At 44.0% G+C, this 22,909-nt stretch carries 15 protein-coding genes and 1 pseudogene; 11 read left to right on the plus strand and 5 right to left on the minus strand.

Annotated elements, in window-relative coordinates:
• Positions 1–78: 78 nt before the first annotated feature.
• Genes H8S63_RS09095 through H8S63_RS09105 form a run of 3 tightly spaced genes read right to left on the minus strand, consistent with a single transcriptional unit; the run spans position 79 to position 5,777 of the window.
• Positions 79–1,443, minus strand: coding sequence for a TolC family protein (locus tag H8S63_RS09095; RefSeq protein WP_186926566.1), 1,365 nt, complete (start codon positions 1,441–1,443; stop codon positions 79–81).
• A 20-nt stretch (positions 1,444–1,463) separates the two neighbouring features.
• Complete coding sequence (locus tag H8S63_RS09100; protein ID WP_186926568.1) at positions 1,464–4,655, minus strand: efflux RND transporter permease subunit; 3,192 nt, start codon at positions 4,653–4,655, stop codon at positions 1,464–1,466.
• An 18-nt stretch (positions 4,656–4,673) separates the two neighbouring features.
• Positions 4,674–5,777, minus strand: coding sequence for an efflux RND transporter periplasmic adaptor subunit (locus H8S63_RS09105; protein WP_186926570.1), 1,104 nt, complete (start codon positions 5,775–5,777; stop codon positions 4,674–4,676).
• 154 nt (positions 5,778–5,931) lie between these two features.
• Between H8S63_RS09105 and H8S63_RS09110 the strand changes: the two genes are divergently transcribed.
• The 6 genes and pseudogenes from H8S63_RS09110 to H8S63_RS09130 all read left to right on the plus strand — a co-directional run bounded on the left by H8S63_RS09110 (position 5,932) and on the right by H8S63_RS09130 (position 11,187).
• Positions 5,932–6,780, plus strand: a complete 849-nt coding sequence (locus H8S63_RS09110; RefSeq protein WP_186926572.1) for an AraC family transcriptional regulator — start codon at positions 5,932–5,934, stop codon at positions 6,778–6,780.
• A gap of 193 nt (positions 6,781–6,973) precedes the next feature.
• Positions 6,974–7,666, plus strand: a pseudogene (locus tag H8S63_RS09115) (carboxypeptidase-like regulatory domain-containing protein); the annotation flags it as partial.
• Positions 7,667–7,691: 25 nt separating this feature from the next.
• Positions 7,692–8,051, plus strand: a complete 360-nt coding sequence (locus H8S63_RS20075) for a hypothetical protein (protein WP_229102190.1) — start codon at positions 7,692–7,694, stop codon at positions 8,049–8,051.
• A 6-nt stretch (positions 8,052–8,057) separates the two neighbouring features.
• Positions 8,058–9,173, plus strand: coding sequence for a hypothetical protein (locus H8S63_RS09120; protein WP_229102191.1), 1,116 nt, complete (start codon positions 8,058–8,060; stop codon positions 9,171–9,173).
• A gap of 409 nt (positions 9,174–9,582) precedes the next feature.
• On the plus strand, positions 9,583–9,747 hold the full coding sequence (locus tag H8S63_RS09125) for a hypothetical protein (RefSeq protein ID WP_186926653.1): 165 nt from the start codon (positions 9,583–9,585) through the stop codon (positions 9,745–9,747).
• Positions 9,748–9,750: 3 nt separating this feature from the next.
• Complete coding sequence (locus H8S63_RS09130) at positions 9,751–11,187, plus strand: calcineurin-like phosphoesterase family protein (protein WP_004321760.1); 1,437 nt, start codon at positions 9,751–9,753, stop codon at positions 11,185–11,187.
• 121 nt (positions 11,188–11,308) lie between these two features.
• On the opposite strand, the gene H8S63_RS09135 is transcribed toward H8S63_RS09130, so the two are convergent.
• Positions 11,309–12,517, minus strand: coding sequence for a multidrug effflux MFS transporter (locus H8S63_RS09135; protein WP_115484357.1), 1,209 nt, complete (start codon positions 12,515–12,517; stop codon positions 11,309–11,311).
• Between the two features lie 564 nt (positions 12,518–13,081).
• On the opposite strand from H8S63_RS09135, the gene H8S63_RS09140 reads away from it, so the two are divergent.
• The 3 genes from H8S63_RS09140 (at position 13,082) to H8S63_RS09150 (ending at position 17,187) form a co-directional block, all read left to right on the plus strand.
• Positions 13,082–14,401 carry a TolC family protein gene (locus tag H8S63_RS09140; RefSeq protein WP_115484358.1) on the plus strand — a complete coding sequence of 440 codons (1,320 nt, stop codon included), beginning with the start codon at positions 13,082–13,084 and terminating at the stop codon, positions 14,399–14,401.
• A 79-nt stretch (positions 14,402–14,480) separates the two neighbouring features.
• Positions 14,481–15,515 (plus strand): HlyD family secretion protein, encoded by a 1,035-nt coding sequence (locus H8S63_RS09145; RefSeq protein ID WP_004321762.1) that lies wholly within the window; start codon positions 14,481–14,483, stop codon positions 15,513–15,515.
• 58 nt (positions 15,516–15,573) lie between these two features.
• Positions 15,574–17,187, plus strand: coding sequence for a hypothetical protein (locus H8S63_RS09150; RefSeq protein WP_186926574.1), 1,614 nt, complete (start codon positions 15,574–15,576; stop codon positions 17,185–17,187).
• Positions 17,188–17,313: 126 nt separating this feature from the next.
• Here the strand turns inward: H8S63_RS09150 and H8S63_RS09155 are convergent, their stop codons facing one another.
• Positions 17,314–18,429 carry an acyltransferase family protein gene (locus H8S63_RS09155; protein WP_004321766.1) on the minus strand — a complete coding sequence of 372 codons (1,116 nt, stop codon included), beginning with the start codon at positions 18,427–18,429 and terminating at the stop codon, positions 17,314–17,316.
• A gap of 358 nt (positions 18,430–18,787) precedes the next feature.
• On the opposite strand from H8S63_RS09155, the gene H8S63_RS09160 reads away from it, so the two are divergent.
• Positions 18,788–21,076, plus strand: a complete 2,289-nt coding sequence (locus H8S63_RS09160; RefSeq protein WP_022276287.1) for an NADP-dependent malic enzyme — start codon at positions 18,788–18,790, stop codon at positions 21,074–21,076.
• A 340-nt stretch (positions 21,077–21,416) separates the two neighbouring features.
• Entirely contained in the window at positions 21,417–22,751 is a 1,335-nt protein-coding gene (locus H8S63_RS09165; RefSeq protein ID WP_007751388.1) for an NADP-specific glutamate dehydrogenase, read from the plus strand.
• Positions 22,752–22,909: the final 158 nt, after the last annotated feature.

The raw sequence follows: 22,909 nt of genomic DNA on the forward strand, positions 1-22,909 counted from the left end.
AATAAAAAAAATACTCACTGCAATGAGATTCCCTCTCATCACAGTGAATATACTTAAGAATTTAGAATAACAACCTCCTTACATCCGGCCTCCTCCCAACGCCTGATATAAAGTAATCATACCCTGGATTTCGGTAAAGCGATTGGCTACTTGAGACAATTGTGCATTAAGCAACGTTTGTTGTGCAGTCAATACCTCCAGATAAGTGGTGTTGCCATGCTTCATCAAAAGACTTATGCTCTTGGCGGCCGTCTGTAAGGAAGCTACTTGCTTATCATAGAAAGCAGCCTTCTCACGGGCCGTCTGATACTGTACCAATGCTTCGTTCACCTCCACGCCCGCATTCAGTAAAGTCTGTTCAAAACTAAGGCGTGCTTCTTCCTGTTGCGCTTTTGCAATCTTGAGTTGTGCGATATTCAGTCCTTTATTAAACAAAGGCTGAGTCAGGGATGCTAAAGCAGAAGCAAGGAATTGTCCCGGATTGATAATCATGCTACCGGCACTGTTTGTCCACCCGGCACTACCACTCAAAGTGATGGAGGGATAGAAAGCAGCACGAGCTGCATTCGTTGTGTAGAAAGCCTGAGCCAGTGAAAATTCCGCACTACGAACATCGGGGCGATTGGCAAGCATTTGCAAAGGAACACCTACTGAGAAGTTCTCCGGCAACTGCTGATTTCCCAGTTTTCCACGCTGAATCTCGTGAGGAGTTTCCGCCAATAACAACGCCAACGAGTTCTCTGCCTGATTGATCTGCTCTTTCAGATCAAGCACAGTCGTACATATATTATAATAGGTAGCCTCTGTCTGCGCCAACCCGGCTTCAGTCACCATACCGGCATTTTTCATGGCACGGGTAGTCCTCACACTTTCCTTCCAAGCCGCTTCGGTAGCAACAGCAATCTCATATTGCGAATCAAGCATTAGCAATGTATAATAGGCATTTGCCATAGCAGCCACCAATTGTGTTTTCACAGCCTGCTCATACTCCTTACTCTGTTCGTAGGCAGCTTTCGCACGACGTTTGGCTGTCGTTACCTTTCCAAAGATATCCAACTCCCACGAAGCCGTGACAGGCAGAGAATAGGTCTGTGTGGCTTTCGCACGGTCTAAACTGCTGACAGCCCCTTCGGGCGCCAAAAACAGGGTAGGCAGATAAGACAATTTGGACGTCAAGAGTGAAGCTTCTGCTTCTTTCACACGCAGGTGAGCCGTCTGCATATCTGTATTCCGCACCAAAGCCGAATCGATCAAAGTCTGCAAATATGGGTCGGTAAAAACCTCCCTCCACGAGAGGTTACCGAAGTTTGCCGTATCGGCGGCAGCGACTGGCTCACTACCATAAAGTCCCTCCGGAACTTCCGACACCGGTTTGTATTTATTGTAAATACCGCAACTGCTCAGTACCAGTGTTGCTGCGGATAATATGATAATTTTTCTCATACTTTACTTTTCTATTTGAGTTATTTATCTTCGTTAAACACACTGCGTTCCGCCAAGCTTCTTTCCTTCTCCAATTCTACTTGTTGGTCCGCCTCCTCATACATCGGCTTACGGATTTTCTCCTGCAAGAACTCAAATGCAATGTAAAATACCGGGACTACAAACAATAATGCCAATGTACCCACAGCCATACCTCCTACGACACCTGTACCCAATGATGAATTACCGTTAGCGCCTGCACCGGAGGAGAACATCAACGGCAACATACCGAAAATCATCGTAAGAACTGTCATCAAGATAGGTCGCAAACGAGCTTGCGCCGCACTGTAGGCCGACTCGATAATTCCCATCCCTTTACGACGCCGTTCGATTGCGTACTCTGTAATCAGAATAGCCGTCTTCGCTAACAAACCGATCAACATAATCACACCCGTCTGGAGATAAATATTGTTCTCCAAACCGAAAATCTTGGCAAAGAGGAAAGATCCCATCAAGCCGAACGGTACGGAAAAGATAACGGCAAACGGTATCAGGAAGCTTTCATACAAACAAGCTAGAATAAGGAAGATCAAAACAATGCAAATACCATACACAAAAAGCGTTTTTGCACCGCCACTGCTGGCCTCTTCACGCGCCATTCCTCCATACTCGTATCCGTATCCCATAGGCAAGGTCTGTTCGGCAACCTCATTAATGGCTTTCTGGACCTCACCGGATGAGTATCCGGCAGCCGGATTCACGTTGGCTGTAATACTGCTATACAGGTTGAAGCGATTGGCAACTTCCGCTCCCATTACTTTCTTGATCGTCACAAACTGGCTGACAGGAGCCATTTCGGTACCATTACGGACATACATATTCTTGAGTGCGTGCTCATCCAAGCGATACTCCGGTGAAGCCTGCATCATAACACGATATACCTTACCGAACTGGTTATAGTTGGATATGTAAGCACCACCACAGTAACTACCCAGTGCATCCAATATCGTAGAGGGCGAAATACCTGCCCGCTTACACTTCGCCGGATCTACTTCTACCGACAGTTGGGGAAAGTTCATGGCGTAGGAAGTATATGCCATTGCCACTTCCGGACGCTGGTTCAACGCACCGAGGAACTTCATCGCATTGTTATAGAATGTAGTCATATCCCCACCAGTCTTATCCTGAAGGTTCAGTTCGATAGAGTTACCCATACCGTAGCCCGGAATCATACCCGGCTGGAAGCAGAAAATCTGTGCTTCTTTAATCATATAGAATTGTCCGTTCAGGCGTGTCATCACCGCATCAGCCGTGTGTTCGCTACCCTTACGTTCGCTCCAGTCCTTCAGACGGATAATAACCGTACCGTACGAAACACCCTGTCCGGCAATCAGTCCGTAACCGGCGACAGTAGTATATTGTTTTACCTCCGGAGTGCTCTTTATCACAGCTTCTACTTTATCGATTACTTTGTTGGTCTCTTCCAGCGTACTACCCGGTGCCACACTGACATTCACCATCATAACTCCCTGATCTTCCTGAGGAACCAGACCGGTTTTGGTTGTCGACATCAGATAAACGAGCAAAGCTATACAGCAAACCAAAGAAGTCCACACCATCCAACGGTGGTGGATAAAGAACATCACTCCTTTCTTATATTTACCCAGCATAGCATTGTAAGAAGCATTATAAGCGGCACGCACACGTCCGTTGATACTTTTCGCGCTCTTAGTGCCCGAAGCCGGACGCATCATCATAGCGCACAATGCCGGACAAAGAGTCAAGGCGCAAATACAGGACAAGCCAACGGAAGTTGCCATAGTGATACCGAACTGCGTATAGAAAATACCGGAAGTACCGCCCATAAAAGTAACAGGGATAAATACCGCCATAAATACACACGTACAAGAGATTACCGCCATCGTCACATCACTTAACGCATCTTTGGTGGCAAGATAAGGAGATGTGTAGCCGGAATCAAACTTTGCCTGCACTGCCTCTACCACTACAATAGCGTCATCAACTACCGTACCGATGGCAAGCACCAGAGCGAAAAGCGTAAGAATGTTGATACTGAATCCGGCTGCCGTCAGACAGGCGAACGTACCGACCAAAGAGACAATGATGGAAATAGACGGTATCAGCGTGCTTTTGAAATCCTGCAAGAAGAAGTAAACCACAAGGATAACCAAGATGATAGCGATGACCAATGTCTCCACCACATTGTGAATAGAAGCGAACAGGAAGTCGTTAGAACTCATCATCGAAAGAAATTCCGTACCCGCAGGCAGGTCTTTCGACATTTCATTCAGTTTGTCCGTTATGGCTTCGTTCACCGAAGTAGCGTTTGCTCCGGCCACCTGGAAGGCCATAAACGTCACGCCCGGATGTCCGTTTGTCTTACCATGAAAGCTGTAAGACAACGCTCCCAATTCCACCTTGGCCACATCTTTCAAGCGAAGTGTAGAGCCATCATCCTCTGCACGCAACACAGTGTTCTGAAATTCTTCCACACTCTTCAGACGACCGCGATATTTCATAGTGAACTGGAAAACATTTTTAGAATCCGCACCTAAAGAACCGGTAGGAGCCTCAAGGTTCTGCTCACCCAGTATTGCCGTCACATCCGACGGAACCAATCCGTATTGTGCCATCAATTCAGGTTTCAGCCAGATACGCATACTATAAGTATCTCCCAACTCCATCACGTCACCGACTCCCTCTATACGTTTAATTTCCGGAATAACGTTAATATCCAGATAATTGGCAAGGAAAGTTTCATCGTAACGGTCGTCCGTACTTACCAATGAATTAATCTGCAGGAAGCTGGTCTGTCGTTTACTCGTCGTTACACCGATCTTGGTAACTTCAGCAGGCAACAGCCCTTGAGCCTTCGATACACGGTTTTGCACGTTGACCGCAGCCATATCCGGATCTGTTCCCTGCTTGAAATAGACTTGAATAGTGGCAGTACCGGAATTGGTCGCATTAGAAGTGATATACATCATATTTTCAACACCATTGATACTCTCTTCCAATGGCATAATCACACTATTCATCACCGCATCAGCGTCTGCCCCCGTATAAGTGGCGGACACCATCACCGTAGGCGGTGCTATATCGGGATATTGCTCCACCGGCAAGGTGAAAAGCGAAATAAATCCAACAATCATAATCAACACGGAAATGGACATAGCCATCACCGGTCGCTTTATAAATATATTTCCTTTCATTTTTTGTATCTTACAGCTTTATTTTACTTGCGTTCCCTCTCTAAGCAGTCCGGCGCCTTGTGACACAATCTCGTCCCCGACTTTCAACCCGTCCAGAACGATATACTCGCGTCCGTCATTGATAGCAGCTACAGTAATCAACGTTGAAGTCGCTTTTCCGTCCACAACTTTATATACGGAAATCTTATCCTGCATTGCCACCGTAGCTTCCTGAGGAATAACAATAACACCTTTGTAGGAATTGGGAAGCAGGACACTGCCCGAAGCGCCACTGTGTAAAATACCCGAAGCATTAGGGAACACCGCACGGACACCTACCGTTCCTGTCTGACGGTTGATCACACCGCTGATAGACTCCACACGTCCTTTCTCGCCATACACCGAACCGTCAATCAGTTTTAATTCTACTTCCGGCATATTCTTCAATGCTTCGTCCATGTTTTTATACTGATTAATCAAAGAAAGCAATTCATTTTCGGTCAAAGAAAAGTAAACGTACATATCCGAATTGTCGGAAACCGTAGTCAAAGCCTGTGGAATGCTCGGTCCTACCAATGCTCCGACACGGTAAGGCAACATAGCTATCACACCGTCGCTGGGACTCTTCACTACCGTATATGAAAGGTTATTGCGGGCGTTCACTTCCTGTGCTTTCGCCTGTGCCAGCTGTGCTTTGGCTGCCAGAAGAGAATTCTTTGCCGTACTCAGATCGAATGCGGAAACCACATTCTCCTTATACAGTTCCTCTTTGCTTTCATAAGTAAGCTGTGCCGTAGCAAGAGCAGCTTCAGCAGACTTCACATTTGCCACCGCCGTCTGCAATGCGGCTTCGTAGGGCACCTGGTCGATAATGAACAATGTCTGTCCGTTTTTTACACGTTGTCCTTCCGTCACACATACTTTTGTCAGCGTTCCGCTCACCTGCGGATAAATATCAATATCCTGGCGTCCGCGAATTGTCGCCGAATATGTGCTCAGAATCATACGATCCGCCGGAGCGACGGTCATAACTTCATATCCTGTTTCCACTTGTGCAGGTGGAGCTTGCTTACATCCCGTAGCAGCAACCAGACAGCAGAGCAATAACAGCCCTTGCTTAACTTTACTAATCTTTCTACTCATTATGTTACCTATTAAATTTTTGAACGCGGCAAAGATAGGCTCTTTTTAGTATAGAAAACTGGTCATACTGTTTTGAGTTTTGTTCATTTTCGGAATATAAAAGCTAATATTTAGTAAAAAAGTCCTATTTTTGTCCGCGAAAAGAGAAATGTGTATGAAAGAAAGAAACTCCAGCCTTGCTATACTCCGCGAACCTTTTATTTCCGGAACCGACGAGAATCTGTCTCCGGTCATGCATCATTTATGGAAGTTGGAAGGAGGTGCCATTTACTTCTGCCGTAAGGGATGGGCACACGCTACAATCAATTTGAAGGATTATGAAATTGTAGAAAACACACAAGTAGTACTTCTTCCCGGTACCATTATCCGCATCAATGGTTGCAGCAGCGACTTCACCGCTTCGTTTTTCGGATTTCCAAAAGAGATGTTCATGGAAGCCTGCATGCGGTTTGAGCCTATATTTTTCCGGTTCATCAAAGAACAGCCTTGCTACGTTCTCCCCCAAGAAAACACCGGAGCCATCAACGGATTGATACGAGCCACAACAGCGATATACAACGACCGTGAAAACCGTTTCCGGAACCAGATAGCCAAGAATCATCTCCAATCGTTTATGCTAGATATTTACGATAAGTGTTACCGCTATTTCGGCAAGCATAAAATAGAAGGTGGTACCCGACAGGATGAAATTTTCAAAAGTTTTGTATCGCTTGTGCACGAGCATTGTGCCTCCCAACGGGAAGTCAGCTTCTATGCCGACAAACTGTGCATTTCTACCAAATATCTGACTGGTATCTGCAAAGCTGTCACTGGTGATTCCGCTAAAAAGATCATTGACGACTTTGCCATTCTGGAGATTAAAGTGTTGCTTCAATCAACCGAACTGACAGTGCAGGAAATTGCCGACCGACTCGTTTTTCCCGACCAGTCGTATTTAGGGAGGTACTTCAAAAGGCACGAGGGGATGTCACCGAAGGAATATCAGAGTAAGTATTCCATGTAATAATCTCCTGCAATATTCTCTTATATCATCAGGCTCGGATTCTTTAATTAGTGTTTACGACACAACACAGATTGTTAACAGATCTGTAATACTATCTTAATCTGCCTTGCATTCCTTTGCACCGTGAAACAAAAACACGGGTGTGAATAACTTTATTGCATTTAATAAATTAAAAGAAGCAAGGTAAAAGATTATGAAAAGAAACAAATGGCTGCTTTCTCTGTCGATTGGGCTCTTGTGCTGTGGCTCTGCATACGCACAGACAACAGTGAAAGGAAAAATCACAAGTGAAGGCGGGGAACCGTTAATCGGGGCTACCGTAGCTGTGAAAAACTCGACAGACGGCACGGTGACCGACATCGACGGAAACTACTCCCTGAAGACTAAGAAAACATTGATTCAAAAGGATTTGCTTGTATTCAGTTATGTGGGATATAAAACGCTACAGAAGAACTATGCAGGCAATACGATGAACGTAAAACTGGCGGAAGAGTCGCAACAACTGAATGATGTGGTGGTGACTGCCCTGGGGATCAAACGTGAAGAAAAAGGATTGGGATATGCCACGGAAACCGTGAAAGGGGATATGATTACGAGTGCCCTGCCCACCAACTGGTCGACGGCACTGAACGGCAAGGTAGCCGGATTGAGTGTTATCTCTTCCGGTGGTCCGCTTAATTCGAGCCGTATCTCGCTGCGGGGGGACGTCTCGCTGAACCAGAACGGAAACGACGCATTGGTGGTAGTGGACGGTGTACCGATGAGTAGTCCGATGACCAATCCGGGTGTTGCCTACGGTGCAGGTTCAAACAGCGAACTTTCCGTGGACTATGGTAACGGATTCTCCGACATCAATCCGGATGATATCGAAAGCATCCAAGTATTATATGTATAATTAAAATATTTAAATTATGGACGCGAAAAAAAACATCTTTCGATTGTTATTTTTAATAATGGGATATTGCCTGACGATGACTTCATGTTCTGATGACAATAATACTGACTGGAATCTTGCACCTTTGTTGACAACTCGTTCAGTGGTAACGCCCGATTTCGATTGGGAAAAAGCTGATTGGATGCCGACTCCTGCAGGATATGCACAAATACCAGTTCCTTGGATTGGAGCAGGGAGTTTATCTTCATTCTATGAAACAGACATACTTAATGATTATAAATCTTTTGATGGATGGGAGATGCTTTATAATGCTTTTAGTTCAGAAGCTTCTAATGTAGTGAATAATCCTTTCTTTGTATTGTATAATAAGTATTGAGGTACAATGAGAATATATTTATATATAACAACACCTTTCGTAGCAACTTCTTCTTATATACAAAATGGCATTTCTGTTATTTCTGCTAGGGAAACATCTATTTTAAACTTTTTAGGACAGCCAGTACTAGATGCAGTAGCAAAAGATCAGAAAAGCTATGTACAACTACAGCCTGCCCCTATTGATGGCTCAATGCCATTAGCTACTAACAGATGGTATATGATGGAATATGAATTGGCTTATGATCAGAATCTTTCTTCTATTCCCTATAATGAAATACGATTTAATTGGTTTTTGAACTACTATAGTGTTTCTAAAATATACTTAGATGGAAAAATGGAAGGAAAGCTTGATGCTATTCTAGGTCAAGGAGCAGTAGATCATTCAAATAAAATGGGGAATATATTACAATCTGATGAATTAAAATCAATAGGGACTGGAGTTTTGGCTGGAATTGGACTAAATTCTTTAGAGAGAAACAAAATATCAGATGCCAAAGATGGACAATCAAATAATAAGTTAGGGCTAAAAAATGGGATCTTTAATGCGTTATATAATGGAGTGAGTTCTGCATTAAAGGGATCTACGTCTGGTCTGCCAGGACTTATTATTGGATTTGTTAGTGGAATTGTGGGTGGAAGTAGCAACAAAGGAATAAATCCTCCGGTAAATTATCAATTGATGACTACAATTTCTTTGTCAGGTACAAGCACAAATAGCGGATCATTTCCTTCAATGCCAATTTCATTTTGGTTACCAGGAACAGAAAATGTTATAAATGCAACAGGTTATGTTCCATTATATAATAAAATACTGGGAGTCGTGAATTTTAAAGGAAAGCCAGATATAAAATCTCACGAACAATACTATGAATATCAGGGATTTGACCCAGAATATGGTGATTATATTAATGAAGTTCATCGCATTGTCTTTGATACAAGTAAAGATTATTCACCTTACTTAGAATTTAATCCAGAAGTAAAGGCAATTGCCGATATACGTGTAATAAATCAAGAGATCGTTTTATATTATAATAAAGAGACTTTATGTAGATCTTTAAAGACATCGTATAATAATGAAAAATATACTTATTGGGAAGAAGGAATTTATACTGACCACTAGAATACAGATTGGGCCAATTTTAACAAATATAACGGAGATGTTTGTGTACGTTTTTTCATCGAAATACAACCTAAAAATGGTGCGCCAGTTTCTCATATAATAAAAACATTCAAATTAAAGGAAAATCGCACTTCTGAAGAGTTAGAGTCAATGCCTAATTATTTAAAGCCTAATTATAACGATTATAATTTAGAGAAAGATTACCATCTAATTTTAAAACCTAAAAGATAAAAACATGAAATAAATTCCGAGTTCTTTGCCTACTTACTAAAAGGATGGAATACACCTTGCCCTCTAGTGTATATGCTGCAAGTCACTCTGCACAACGGGATAAAAAATCACATCGGTCTGCCCAGCGGTTATCTAAAGAATACTTCAACCATTACATCAGCACTGAAAAAAGGAAGAGGTGAGCCGGGAAGTTGCTACATTCAACATGGGTCATATTCTGGATTGCGCCAATGTGATGTGTTTCGATGATAACAGCAAGTCTTTTGAGGAGGCTCTCAAGTCGGCAGATGAACCGGAAGAAATTATCGCATTATTCAATCAGGTTACTTTAAGAAAGTTATAAGCAATGAAAAAGATCAATTTTAGAAAAACGCTGTTTGCAGCGGTTTTGCTTTTCCAGCTGAACGCTATTGCCGCCTTTGGTCAGACGGTGGTGAAAGGTAGTGTGAAAGATAATACAGGTAAACCCATCAGCGGTGTAGTGGTGACAGACGGGGCACATTTCAATACGACTGATGCAGAAGGAAATTATGTTCTGAACACTGATCCGACACGTTATCCAATGGTTTACATCTCTACTCCGGCAGCGTATGAGCTTCCTTCCAAAGAGGGGGTAGCCGATGGTTTCTATCAATATCTGGATGCCGGGAAAAGCGAGAACCAATGTGACTTCGTATTGACTAAACGGCAGAAGCCGGTGGATGAATTTGTCTACATCGTCCTTTCCGACCCGCAAGTGAGAAACGAAAAGCAACTGGACCGCTTCCGCACGGAAACAGTGCCCGATCTGAAACAGACTGCCGACTCACTAAAGAACTTCGAAATCGTCGGCATGGGACTGGGGGATCTGGTGTGGGATGCCATGAATCTGTACGCTCCTTACCGGCAAGCGGTGTCCAACTTGGGAATGACGATGTTCCAACTGATGGGAAACCACGACTTCAACCTGCTCTACAAATCTATAACGCAGACGGATCATCCGGCGGATGGTTATGGGGAACAGAATTATTATCAGTCATTCGGCCCGGCTAACTATTCATTCAATATCGGTAAAGTGCATGTGATAGCAATGAAGGATATTGATTACGACGGCAACAAGAAATACACGGAACGCTTCACGCCGGAAGATTTGGACTGGTTGAGAAAAGATTTAAGTTATGTGCCTAAAGGAAATATCGTGTTCCTGAACGTTCACGCTCCAGTAGCTAATAACACGGTAGCTGCGGGGGGAAATGCGCGCAACGCCAATGCGCTTTTCCAACTGTTGAGGCCTTACCAAGTACATATTTTCTCCGGACACACGCACTTTTATGAAAATCAGTTGCCCGCCCCTACCATTTACGAACATAATATCGGAGCGGCCTGCGGCGCATGGTGGGCAGGACACGTGAATCGTTGCGGAGCACCAAACGGTTATCTGGTGGTACAAGTGAAAGGTGATGATGTGAAATGGCGTTACAAGGCAACAGGGTGTTCGCCGGACTATCAGTTCCGGCTTTACCAACCGGGAGAGTTTGAAAGCCAGAAAGACTATGTGGTAGCCAATATCTGGGATTGGGACTGGACGTATACGGTAAACTGGTACGAGGATGGAGTGTTGAAAGGTGCTATGCAGGCTTTTGACGATGAGGATCAGGATTATATCAATATGGTAAAGGGAAAGAAAACGGGTTATCGCACACGTCATCTTTTCCGTGCACAGCCTTCTAAAGATGCAAAATCTGTCAAGGTGGTGGTTAAAAACCGTTTCGGGGAGATATTCACGGAAGAGATAAAACTGTAGTTTTATTTCAGTCTGTTTATACTGGTAGTAATTATAATTATACTGGTAGTAAATTATAAAAGTCATGAGGGAGTTTAAGCTTTAACTTCCTCATGACTTTTATTTTTGAAACAATCTCACTTTAACGGAAAATCCGGCACATCGCTACTTTCATCGGTACTTTCCTCATCGCCCATAGTGCACAAAGCAGGGAACAGATGGCGCAGACCACAAATGTAACTCCGGTAGATACAAGGATATTTCCCAAGCCGACCAACGGAGAAACAATACCTCCGGAAGCAAAACAGAGTGCTCCCAACAGGGCGGAAGCTGCTCCGGCGTAACGGCGTTCGCTATCCATCGCCAAGGTAGTGGAGGAAGTAAAGGTCAGTCCCATTGTGAAAAGTAATGCAAACATCAGCAGTTCATAGGTCCAAAAGCCGCATCCGTTATACAAGGCAATCATCACACAGACGGACAGGCACAACATACCGATGCATCCGGTCAGCGTCCCAGTTTCAGGTTGGCGGAATTTCACGGAGATAGCTGCTGCCACCCCGATAGCTACCGCATTCACCGCGAAGCAGATACTAAATGCAAAGGGGGAAAATCCGTAATGTTGTTGCACAATAAAAGGTGAGGAAGCTATGTAAGCAAAGAGGATGCCTTGTGCAAACGCCAGTTGCAGAACATAGAGCATGTAACGGGGGTTATGAACGATTGCACCGAAGTTACGGAAAGTAGAAACAATTCCCGTCTTCGAGCGTTTCTCTACGGGAAGTGATTCTTTAAAACGGATGCAGCCTATCCACAGCAGTACGCCAATAAACAGCAATATCACAAAAATCCCTTTCCATCCGATCGTCCCGGTCACCAACCCTCCGATTACCGGAGCTGCCACGGGAGCCACTCCATTAATCGCACCGATCACGGCCAGCATCTTGGCCAGTTCCTTCCCCGAAAACTTGTCCGTAGCCACCGAACGGGATATGACAATACCGCCTGCTCCTCCGATTCCCTGTATCAACCTCAAGGTGATAAACGAATAAATGTCCGGTGCAAAAAGACAGAATACGGTAGACACGATGAACAGTATCATCGAGACGAGCAACAACGGACGCCTACCGTATTTATCACTCAATGGTCCGAAAAAGATTTGTCCCAATGCCAAACCTATCATACTGGTGGTAAGCCCCAATTGCACCATCGACGAGTGGGTAGAAAAATAGTCTGCCATGGCTGGCAGACTAGGCAAATACATATCCGTCACAAAAGGTCCGAACGCTGACAACATACCGAGCAAAATCAGCAAAAATACCTTTGAGTTCTCCTTATTTATTATTGCAGTCATAAACTATTGATTAAAATTCGACTGCAAAGGTATAGGTTTTCTTTTATTTACTTATAGGCTTAATCAGAACAAAAAAGGAGCTTTTCAGAACAATTTTTCTTATTTAGTCGTATAGCTTCACCTTACGGTACATATTATATCGCATCTTTACTTCAGGAGTGGTTGTACTTCTTTCTATTCTTTCTCCTATTTGATATGCTAGCTGCCATTCGTTAAAAAACGTTATATTTGAGCCTATATAGGGTTACAACTTACTTGTTTTTTTTCATAATTTTGCAAACCAAAAATAGAAAAATAGGTATCAAGATGAAACTAAGATATTATCAAATCGCCATTCGTTACAAGAACAAAATGCATGACTTTCACGGTTGGGGTGTAGCAGCGCAGATTTGATAACCCTCCTATTTTCACTACAGAGAACGCCAGAGGACACAGCGTTCAAATAATCTTCATTAACTTGTGTCAACTGACATATTTCAAAAGAAAAAACTCTGTGTTACTCTGTATTATTCCGTGGTGAAGAAAATTCAAAATTCTACTATTAATTAAATTTCTTTTCACTTTATGAGCAAAAAAAGATGGCTCATAGTGCCGCTATGTGCCGTGCTATGCAGTCAGGGACTGTTTGCCCAGACGCTTGACAGGAGAGTGTTGGGCATTGACGAAATGTTCCGTCTGGCAGACGAGAACAGTCAGAGTATTCAAATGTATAAAACCGGAAAGGAAGCAGCCGATGAAGCTTTGAAGGCTGCCAAGTCACAACGTTTGCCGGACATAGGTGCCTCACTCTCATTTAGTTACCTGGGCGACGGATATATATGGGACCGTGACTTCAAAAACGGGCAGAATATCCCTATGCCACACTTCGGCAATAACTTTGCGTTGGAAGCGCAACAAGTGATTTACGCCGGAGGAGCCATCAACAGCAGTATTACTCTGGCTGAACTCGGTCAGCAAATGGCTGCATTGGACTGGCAGAAGAACCGTCAGGAAATCCGCTTTCTCCTGACCGGCTATTACCTGGATTTATACAAGTTGAATAACCAGCTGCAAGTGTTACAGAAGAATCTGGATTTGACGGAACAGGTGATCCGCAACATGGAATCACGCCGCACACAGGGAACGGCCTTAAAAAATGACATCACCCGCTATGAGCTACAGAAAGAGACGCTGAAACTGCAACTGGCAAAGGTGCAGGATACCCGCAAAATAATGAATCATCAACTGGTGACTACCTTACATCTGCCTGCCGGAACAGAAATCGTTCCCGATTCTACCTTGCTGAACGAGGAAGTGACAGCATTAGCCGAAAACGACTGGCAAATGATGGCCAGTCAAAGCAATGTAGGACTGCAACAAGCCCAGCTGGCTATGAAAATGAACGAGCAGAAAGTGAAATTGGAACGCTCGGAACTGCTTCCGAAAATTGCACTTGTGGCCGGTGAACATTTAGATGGTCCTATCACCATCGAAGTCCCGGTGCTCGACAATAACTTCAATTACTGGTATGTGGGGGTCGGTATCAAATACAATCTTTCTTCTTTATTTAAAAACAACAAGAAAGTGCGCCAGGCAAAACTGAACGTCCGCAGAGCACAGGAGGAATATTCACTGGCACAGGAACAAATAGAAAACGGTGTACAGGCGAACTACGTCAACTTTCTCACCTCTTTCACAGACCTGCGTACACAGGAGAAAAGCGTGGAACTTGCCGACCAGAACTATAACGTAACCAGCAATCGTTATAAAAACGACCTTGCCCTGCTCACCGATATGCTCGATGCCAGCAATATGAAACTAAGTGCCGACCTCGGTCTGGTCAATGCACGTATTAACTTGATATACAGTTATTATAAAATGAAATATATCACACACACTCTCTAGCAGAGAAGTAATGACTTATCAAAAAGAATCCAACTTATAATAGAACCAAATTCTCATCTCTCTTAAAATAGAACAGATTATGATAGCTAGAAAAACCCAGAAGATAATATACAACATTGTAATTATCTGTTTACTTATCGGTGGTGTCACTTATGTTTGTTCCCGGTTTATCCACTTGGGAAATATCGAATATACGGATAATGCGCAGGTGAAACAACATATCACGCCGATCAATACCCGTGTACCGGGATTCATCAAGAAAATCTACTTTGACGAGTATCAGCAAGTGCGCAAAGGCGACACGCTTCTTATCATCGAAGATGCGGAATTCCGTCTCCGTGTGGCACAGGCAGAAGCGGATTTGGCGAATGCCACCGCAGGACGCCAGGCCACTACCATCGGTATCGCCACTACGCAAAACAATTTAAGTGTGAGCGACGCAAGTATTGAAGAAGTACGTGTACAGATGGAAAATGCCAAACGTGAACTGAACCGTTTTGAGAAACTGTTGCAGGAAGACGCAGTGACGAAACAGCAATATGACAACGTACATACAGCATACGAAGCTGCCAAAGCCCGTTATGAACAGGTGTCACGGGCTAAAATGTCTACTTCTTTAGTGAAAAGTGAGCAGACTCATCGCCTGGGACAGAATGAAGCAGGTGTCCGCCTGGCAGAAGCTGCGTTGGAACTTGCCCGTCTGAATCTCTCTTATACAGTCATCATTGCTCCGTGTGACGGCACGACAGGAAAGAAAGAAATCCTGGAAGGGCAACTGGTGCAACCGGGACAGACTATGGTTGATATCGTAGACAGCAGTGATTTGTGGGTAATCGCCAATTACCGCGAAACCCAGCTTCCGAATATCAAAGAAGGTGCAGAAGTGGAAATAACCGCAGACGCCGTGCCGAACGTCACATTCAAAGGAGTAGTAGAATCCATCTCCGATGCAACAGGAGCCGCCTTCTCAATGATTCCGCAAGACAACGCCACCGGAAACTTCGTGAAAGTGGAGCAACGTATTCCCGTACGTATCAGTCTGAAAGGAAACAAACCAGAAGATTTGAAACGCATGCGTGCCGGTTTTAACGTGGAATGTGAAGTGAAATATTAACACTCCAATTCTCAATCGCTTTAATTTTTTAATTTTCAATTCTTAATTTTCAATTCTTATGAGTGCTCCTGTTCTGAACGGTCCTTTTGTTTTACCGATGTTCCGCAGCTTCGTGCCGCGGAAAATGCAACCGTGGATTTATCTTTTCATAGCCGTCACCTTCCAACTTTCGGGAGGTGTCTATTTGGGTGCATTGAATCAGATGATCGGCAGCATGTCACTGATGCGGGAGGATATTTTAATGTGCATATATGCCAACCTGGCCGGTATGGCGATCTACTTTCCGTTACTGTTCCGCATGAAGTTTCGTTTTACCAATAAAACCCTGCTTACATCGGCCGCATTGGGAGTATTACTCTGCAACCTGATAGCACCGCATATCACCTTTCTCCCTCTATTGTGGTTGGTCTGCTTCATCGAAGGTATGTGCAAAATACAGGGAACTTTCGAGTGTATGTCAAACATTCAGCTGTGGATGACTCCTAAACGGGATTTCACCGTTTTCTTTCCCTGGCTTCATATTGTTATTTTGGGAAGCATCCAGCTATCCGACCTGATTACGACCCGTTTGATGTATCATTATCACTGGACATACATGAACCTGTTCGTTGCCGGTCTGATGCTGATTGTCTTATTGATACAGTTCACTTGTGTGAAGCATTTCCGGTTCATGCGCAAATTTCCTCTGTTTGGTATCGACTGGCTGGGCGGGATACTATGGGCTGCCTTATTAGCGGAAATCGCCTTCCTCTTCAACTACGGAGACTGGTACGACTGGTGGAACAGCCCGGTCATCCGCCAACTTACCATCGTGATTTTCATCACTTTAGGAATTTGTATTTGGCGCATGATGACCATTCGACACCCATTTCTCGAACCAAAGATGTGGACGTACCGCCATTTTTTGCCTTTATTGGGATTAGTCACTTTAGTGGAAGCGTTCCTCGCCACGGAGCACGTGCTGGAGGAAGTCTTTTACGAGGAAGTAATGAAATATGAAGAACTGGTCAGTTCCCAACTCGATTGGCTCGCCATTGTCGGTATCGTATGCGGTTGTGTGTTTTCGTATTGGTGGATGCACGTCAAGCAGTATAATTATGTACGCCTGGTCATTGTCGGCTTTATCGGGTTGATCGGTTACCTGATCGGTTTCTACCTGACTTTATCCACCGACATCCATATTTCACAGCTTTACCTGCCGACCGTATGTCGGGGCTTCGCTTATGCCGTATTGAGTGCTACTTTTATGGTGTGTCTGGAGGAAATCATGACTTTCCAGCATTTCTTCCAGGGATTAAGTGTGTTCAATATGCTGCACATGGTAGTAGGCGGCGTAGTGGGAGCCGCAGTCTATGCACAGGGATTGGCGTATTATGTTCCCGACAATCTGGCCCGTTACGGTTCAGCCATCGATCATGTAGCTTTCAGCAGTAGTCCGTTCAATCTGGGTCACTATATGGAAGAGTTTATCAGTCAGATAATGGAGATAAGCATCAAGCAGATTTACGGCTGGGTGGCTTATGCCTGCATTTTCCTCTTCCTATTGTTATTGCTTTACGATTTCCCGGCTCGACGCTCACTAAAAAATATACCAAGCTGGAAAGAGGTGGCAAGGGAGGTGAAAAATACGTTCTGGCGGACAACACACACACCGTCGGAGAAAGAAAAATAGGAAGACTGTTTACCTGTATATTTATTGAACTGATAATCAATAGAGTTTATGCCATCCGGCTACGAAAACAAACTGCCGTAGCTATCCGGCATAAACTCTACCTTTTTCTAACTAGTCACTTACCTTCTATATCTTTATAAATAGTTGCTTTTTGTACAGCCCCCATACAATCAGATAATTGAATCCGATAAACAGAAGGCCGTAAATCAGAGAGGCCAGATGAGCATCGGGAAGAACGCTCCAAATGGAAGTGTAAATCTTCTCCTGCAAGCTACTCTCCCCAACTGTAATTACCTCCAGCAAAGTAGCTAACACACCGGCCACTATATAAATAAACAATGGATTCGTACCAAAAACATGGAAAGGATATCCCCATTTCTGCTTTTTACGAATATCAATCAGCCAGGTGAGAAACACAAGCAACAAGGAAGCAAAACCACAAGTCACCAGCACAAAAGTCGGACTCCATACTTTCTTATTCAACGGGCAGCCGTAACTCAACAACCATCCTGCAAACAAAAGAGCAATACCCAGTATGGAGATCTGCAACAGCCGGTGATGGATTTCAGTCTTCTCCCGCAAAATATTTCCGCAGAAATAACCGATAATCACTTGCGCAATGCACGGCAAGGTACTCAACAGGCCTTCCGGGTCGAAAAAGATACGCCCGCCATCCGGCAACCACTCCCGATACAAATGGGCTTCTCCGAATAGTGTGCGATCTGTAACGGCAATAATATTCTGTTCGGAAAGTTCAAATCCGTGTCCCAAAGCCAGCAAGATGGAATAACCTGCCAGAATGATCCCGGAGATCCATGCCAGATTTGCCGGACGCCGGACACCCACAATCAGCAAGGAACCAAAGAAATAAGCCAATGCCAACCGCTGCAACACTCCCAGAATACGTATGTGCGAGAAAGGTTGTTCTACTCCTGTGCACACCAACGAGAACCAGGAAAGAAAAAGTCCCAACAAAAACAAGATCACCGTGCGCCGTACCAGTTTGATGATAAAACCGCGACTGAAATGATGATCGAACCGGGATAAGGCAAAACTCATGGAAACGCCCATTATAAACATGAAGAACGGGAAGACCAAATCAGTCGGAGTCAGTCCGTTCCATTCGGCATGTCGCAAGGGTGCGTAAATGGATTCCCATGTTCCGGGGTTGTTCACCAAAATCATTCCGACAATGGTGATTCCCCGGAGTATATCTAATGAAAGTAAACGTTCTGATTTCATATTGTTCTTAGTGTGAAGATGTGTCGTAATGCACGATGCACCTTCTTCAAAAGCATTTTTATTTCCTTCTTTCAATAATTGAAGTTGCTGGGTGGTAATCATTATAAAATAAGGTTAAATCATATATCGATTCAAAAATAGCGAAATAACTAAATTGACAGATAAAGTATTTATTGAAATTTCAATAAATTAATATTATAGCACCTAAAAAAAATAGGATATAAATACATATCAGATTATAACTTCAGCCATTTTGCTATAAAATTAATAGAAATTACCAACAAGAGACTACAATATATAACTTTTATTCCTACATTTGCAGCCAAATGATAACTTATTAATAAAAAATACAGATACCATGGCTAAAATAACCAAAGAAGCCGCTTTGCTCTATCACTCACAGGGCAAACCCGGTAAGATCGAGGTAGTCCCTACCAAACCGTATAGTACACAAACAGATTTAGCACTCGCATACTCTCCCGGTGTGGCAGAACCTTGCCTCGAAATTGAGAAGAATCCACAAGACGCATACAAATATACTGCGAAAGGTAACCTTGTTGCTGTTATTTCCAACGGTACAGCCGTACTCGGACTAGGTGACATAGGTGCATTGAGTGGCAAACCGGTAATGGAAGGTAAAGGTCTGCTCTTCAAAATCTATGCCGGCATTGACGTATTCGATATCGAAGTCAATGAAAAAGACCCGGAAAAATTCATTGCAGCCGTAAAGGCTATCGCTCCCACCTTCGGCGGTATCAACCTCGAAGACATCAAAGCTCCAGAATGCTTTGAAATCGAACGCCGTCTGAAAGAAGAACTGGATATTCCTGTGATGCACGACGACCAGCATGGTACCGCTATCATCTCCAGTGCCGGATTGGTAAACGCCCTGCAAGTAGCCGGAAAGAAAATCGAAGATGTAAAAATCGTTGTGAACGGTGCCGGTGCATCTGCCGTGTCTTGCACTAAACTGTATGTGTCACTGGGTGCACGTCTCGAAAATATTGTCATGCTGGACAGTAAAGGTGTTATCAGCAAAACACGTACTGACCTGAACGAACAGAAGAAATATTTCGCAACTGACCGCACGGACATACATACACTGGCAGAAGCCATTAAAGGTGCAGACGTATTTCTCGGCCTGTCAAAAGGAAACGTATTGAGTCAGGATATGGTACGTAGCATGGCCCCCATGCCTATCGTATTTGCGCTGGCCAACCCGACTCCGGAAATTTCCTACGAAGACGCTATGGCAGCCCGCCCCGATGTATTGATGGCAACCGGACGTTCCGACTATCCGAACCAGATAAATAATGTAATCGGCTTCCCGTATATCTTCCGTGGTGCATTGGACACTCATGCCAAAGCCATCAATGAAGAAATGAAAATTGCGGCCGTACACGCTATCGCCAATCTGGCAAAACAGCCAGTACCCGATGTTGTTAACGCGGCCTACCATGTAAACAACCTTTCCTTCGGTCCGGAATACTTCATCCCGAAACCGGTAGACCCACGCCTCATCACAGAGGTGTCTTGCGCTGTAGCAAAAGCTGCGATGGAAAGTGGAGTAGCCCGTACGGAAATCAAGGACTGGGACGCATACTGTGTACATCTGCGCGAATTAATGGGTTACGAATCCAAACTGACCCGCCAACTGTATGATACTGCCCGCCGCAACCCGCAACGTGTTGTATTTGCAGAAGGGATCCACCCCAATATGCTGAAAGCTGCCGTTGAAGCAAAATCTGAAGGTATCTGTCATCCTATCTTATTAGGAAACGATGAGGCTATCGGTAAATTAGCAGAGGAGCTGGACCTAAGCTTGGAAGGTATCGAGATTGTAAATCTCCGCCATCCGGACGAGTCGGAACGCCGCGAACGTTATGCCCGTATTTTAGCCGAAAAACGTGCACGCGAAGGCTTTACTTATGAAGAAGCCAACGATAAAATGTTCGAGCGCAACTACTTCGGTATGATGATGGTAGAAACCGGAGACGCTGATGCGTTCATCACCGGACTTTATACAAGATACAGCAACACAATCAAGGTTGCCAAAGAAGTGATCGGCATCCAACCGGGATTCAAACATTTCGGAACCATGCACATACTGAACTCCAAGAAGGGTACCTACTTCCTGGCAGATACATTAATTAACCGCCACCCCGATACCGACACATTGATTGATATAGCCAAGCTGTCCGACAAAACAGTCCGTTTCTTCAACCATACTCCGGTAATGGCCATGCTGTCCTACTCTAATTTCGGTGCTGATACAACAGGAAGCCCTGTAAAAGTGCATGAAGCCGTAAATTATATGCAGAAAGAGTATCCGGAATTGGCTATCGACGGTGAAATGCAGGTAAACTTCGCCATGAACCGCGAATTGCGCGATACCAAGTATCCGTTCACCCGTCTGAAAGGAAAAGATGTAAATACATTGATTTTCCCGAACCTGAGTTCAGCGAATGCCGGTTACAAACTGCTGCAAGCAATGGATCCGGATACGGAATTTATCGGCCCTATCCAAATGGGATTGAACAAACCGATCCATTTCACCGATTTCGAAAGTTCTGTACGTGACATCGTCAATATTACAGCTGTAGCAGTAATTGATGCTATCGTAGACAAGAAGAAAAAAGAAGGCTAATGAGAAGACCGTTATCCAAATCACAAATAGTTTGCATTAGCCTGCTTTGGTTGGCGCTTTGCTATTTAGTTCTCACAAAAGCCGAACGGATCGATGGGATGACAGTAGTAATGCTTGTCATTTCGGCAGCATTAGTATTCATTCCTGTTTATAAGTCGATAAAAAGGAATAAATAAATATCTTTTTTCCTATTTTTAATGCGATAAAATATCAAATTTGATGTTTTATCGCATTTTTCTTTATAAAATGTTTGCTAGTTTAATTTTTATCTTTACTTTTGCAACCGCATAAGAGAAATAGATAATCGAATTTTAAACAACCAATAAAAGAAAAAAAGATTATGAATGCAGCAAAGGTATTAGACGATCTGAAAAGAAGATTTCCCAATGAACCGGAGTATCATCAAGCAGTAGAAGAAGTACTTTCGACTATTGAGGAAGAATACAACAAACACCCTGAGTTCGATAAAGTAAACTTGATCGAACGTTTGTGTATCCCTGATAGAGTATATCAGTTCCGCGTGACTTGGATGGATGATAAAGGTAACATTCAGACTAACATGGGTTACCGTGTTCAACATAACAACGCGATTGGCCCGTACAAAGGCGGTATCCGTTTCCACTCATCCGTGAATCTTTCTATCTTGAAGTTCCTTGCCTTTGAACAGACATTCAAAAACTCACTGACCACATTGCCTATGGGTGGCGGTAAAGGTGGTTCCGACTTCTCTCCCCGTGGTAAATCAAACGCAGAAGTAATGCGCTTCGTGCAAGCTTTCATGTTGGAATTGTGGCGTCACATCGGTCCTGAGACGGACGTTCCTGCCGGTGATATCGGTGTAGGTGGCCGCGAGGTAGGTTTCATGTTCGGTATGTACAAGAAACTGACTCACGAATTCACTGGAACATTCACAGGTAAAGGCCGCGAATTCGGAGGTTCACTGATTCGTCCGGAAGCAACAGGTTACGGTAACATTTACTTCCTGATGGAAATGCTGAAAACCAAAGGTACTGACTTGAAAGGTAAGACTTGCCTGATTTCCGGTTCCGGTAACGTTGCTCAATACACTGCAGAAAAGGTTCTTGAACTTGGCGGTAAGGTTCTGACTATGTCTGACTCTGACGGTTACGTTTATGATCCGGACGGTATCGACCGTGAGAAACTGGATTACATCATGGAATTGAAGAATCTGTATCGTGGCCGTATCCGTGAATACGCAGAAAAATATGGCTGCAAATATGTAGAAGGTGCTCGTCCTTGGGGTGAGAAAGCAGATATCGCTCTGCCTTCTGCAACTCAGAATGAATTGAACGGTGATGATGCTAAGAAATTGGTTGCTAACGGTGTGATAGCTGTATCCGAAGGTGCTAACATGCCTTCTACTCCGGAAGCTATCCGCGTATTCCAAGAAGCCAAAATCCTTTATGCTCCGGGTAAAGCTGCCAATGCAGGTGGTGTATCAGTATCCGGTCTTGAAATGACTCAGAACTCTATCAAACTGAGCTGGAGCTCTGAAGAAGTAGACGAGAAGTTGAAGAGCATTATGAAGAATATCCATGCAGCTTGCGTTCAATACGGTACTGAAGCTGACGGATACGTAAACTATGTGAAAGGTGCTAACGTAGCCGGATTCATGAAGGTTGCCAAAGCAATGATGGCACAAGGTATCGTATAATCAGCCACAGATATAAATAAGCTATAGTTAAAAACTCCCGCCTTCCGAAAGGAAGAACGGGAGTTTTTTCATCAATAAATAAGATAAAAAGAATAAAAAGAATTGTCGGTATAGCGCAAATAGTTATCTTTGTAATACTCAAGTACATAAAAGAAAGG

Origin of the sequence: Bacteroides sp. NSJ-39, assembly GCF_014287315.1 — a bacterium.
Classification (GTDB): Bacteria; Bacteroidota; Bacteroidia; order Bacteroidales; family Bacteroidaceae; genus Bacteroides; species Bacteroides finegoldii.

What these genes read in the sequence shown, in the direction of transcription:
- H8S63_RS09140 (WP_115484358.1), top strand. Translation starts at nt 13,082, where the DNA reads ATGAGCAAAAAAAGATGGCTCATAGTGCCGCTATGTGCCGTGCTATGC.
- H8S63_RS09130 (WP_004321760.1), top strand. Translation starts at nt 9,751, where the DNA reads ATGAAAAAGATCAATTTTAGAAAAACGCTGTTTGCAGCGGTTTTGCTT.
- H8S63_RS20075 (WP_229102190.1), top strand. Translation starts at nt 7,692, where the DNA reads ATGGACGCGAAAAAAAACATCTTTCGATTGTTATTTTTAATAATGGGA.
- H8S63_RS09145 (WP_004321762.1), top strand. Translation starts at nt 14,481, where the DNA reads ATGATAGCTAGAAAAACCCAGAAGATAATATACAACATTGTAATTATC.
- H8S63_RS09100 (WP_186926568.1), bottom strand. Translation starts at nt 4,655, where the DNA reads ATGAAAGGAAATATATTTATAAAGCGACCGGTGATGGCTATGTCCATT.
- H8S63_RS09120 (WP_229102191.1), top strand. Translation starts at nt 8,058, where the DNA reads ATGAGAATATATTTATATATAACAACACCTTTCGTAGCAACTTCTTCT.
- H8S63_RS09110 (WP_186926572.1), top strand. Translation starts at nt 5,932, where the DNA reads ATGAAAGAAAGAAACTCCAGCCTTGCTATACTCCGCGAACCTTTTATT.
- H8S63_RS09155 (WP_004321766.1), bottom strand. Translation starts at nt 18,429, where the DNA reads ATGAAATCAGAACGTTTACTTTCATTAGATATACTCCGGGGAATCACC.
- H8S63_RS09095 (WP_186926566.1), bottom strand. Translation starts at nt 1,443, where the DNA reads ATGAGAAAAATTATCATATTATCCGCAGCAACACTGGTACTGAGCAGT.
- H8S63_RS09160 (WP_022276287.1), top strand. Translation starts at nt 18,788, where the DNA reads ATGGCTAAAATAACCAAAGAAGCCGCTTTGCTCTATCACTCACAGGGC.
- H8S63_RS09150 (WP_186926574.1), top strand. Translation starts at nt 15,574, where the DNA reads ATGAGTGCTCCTGTTCTGAACGGTCCTTTTGTTTTACCGATGTTCCGC.
- H8S63_RS09165 (WP_007751388.1), top strand. Translation starts at nt 21,417, where the DNA reads ATGAATGCAGCAAAGGTATTAGACGATCTGAAAAGAAGATTTCCCAAT.
- H8S63_RS09105 (WP_186926570.1), bottom strand. Translation starts at nt 5,777, where the DNA reads ATGAGTAGAAAGATTAGTAAAGTTAAGCAAGGGCTGTTATTGCTCTGC.
- H8S63_RS09135 (WP_115484357.1), bottom strand. Translation starts at nt 12,517, where the DNA reads ATGACTGCAATAATAAATAAGGAGAACTCAAAGGTATTTTTGCTGATT.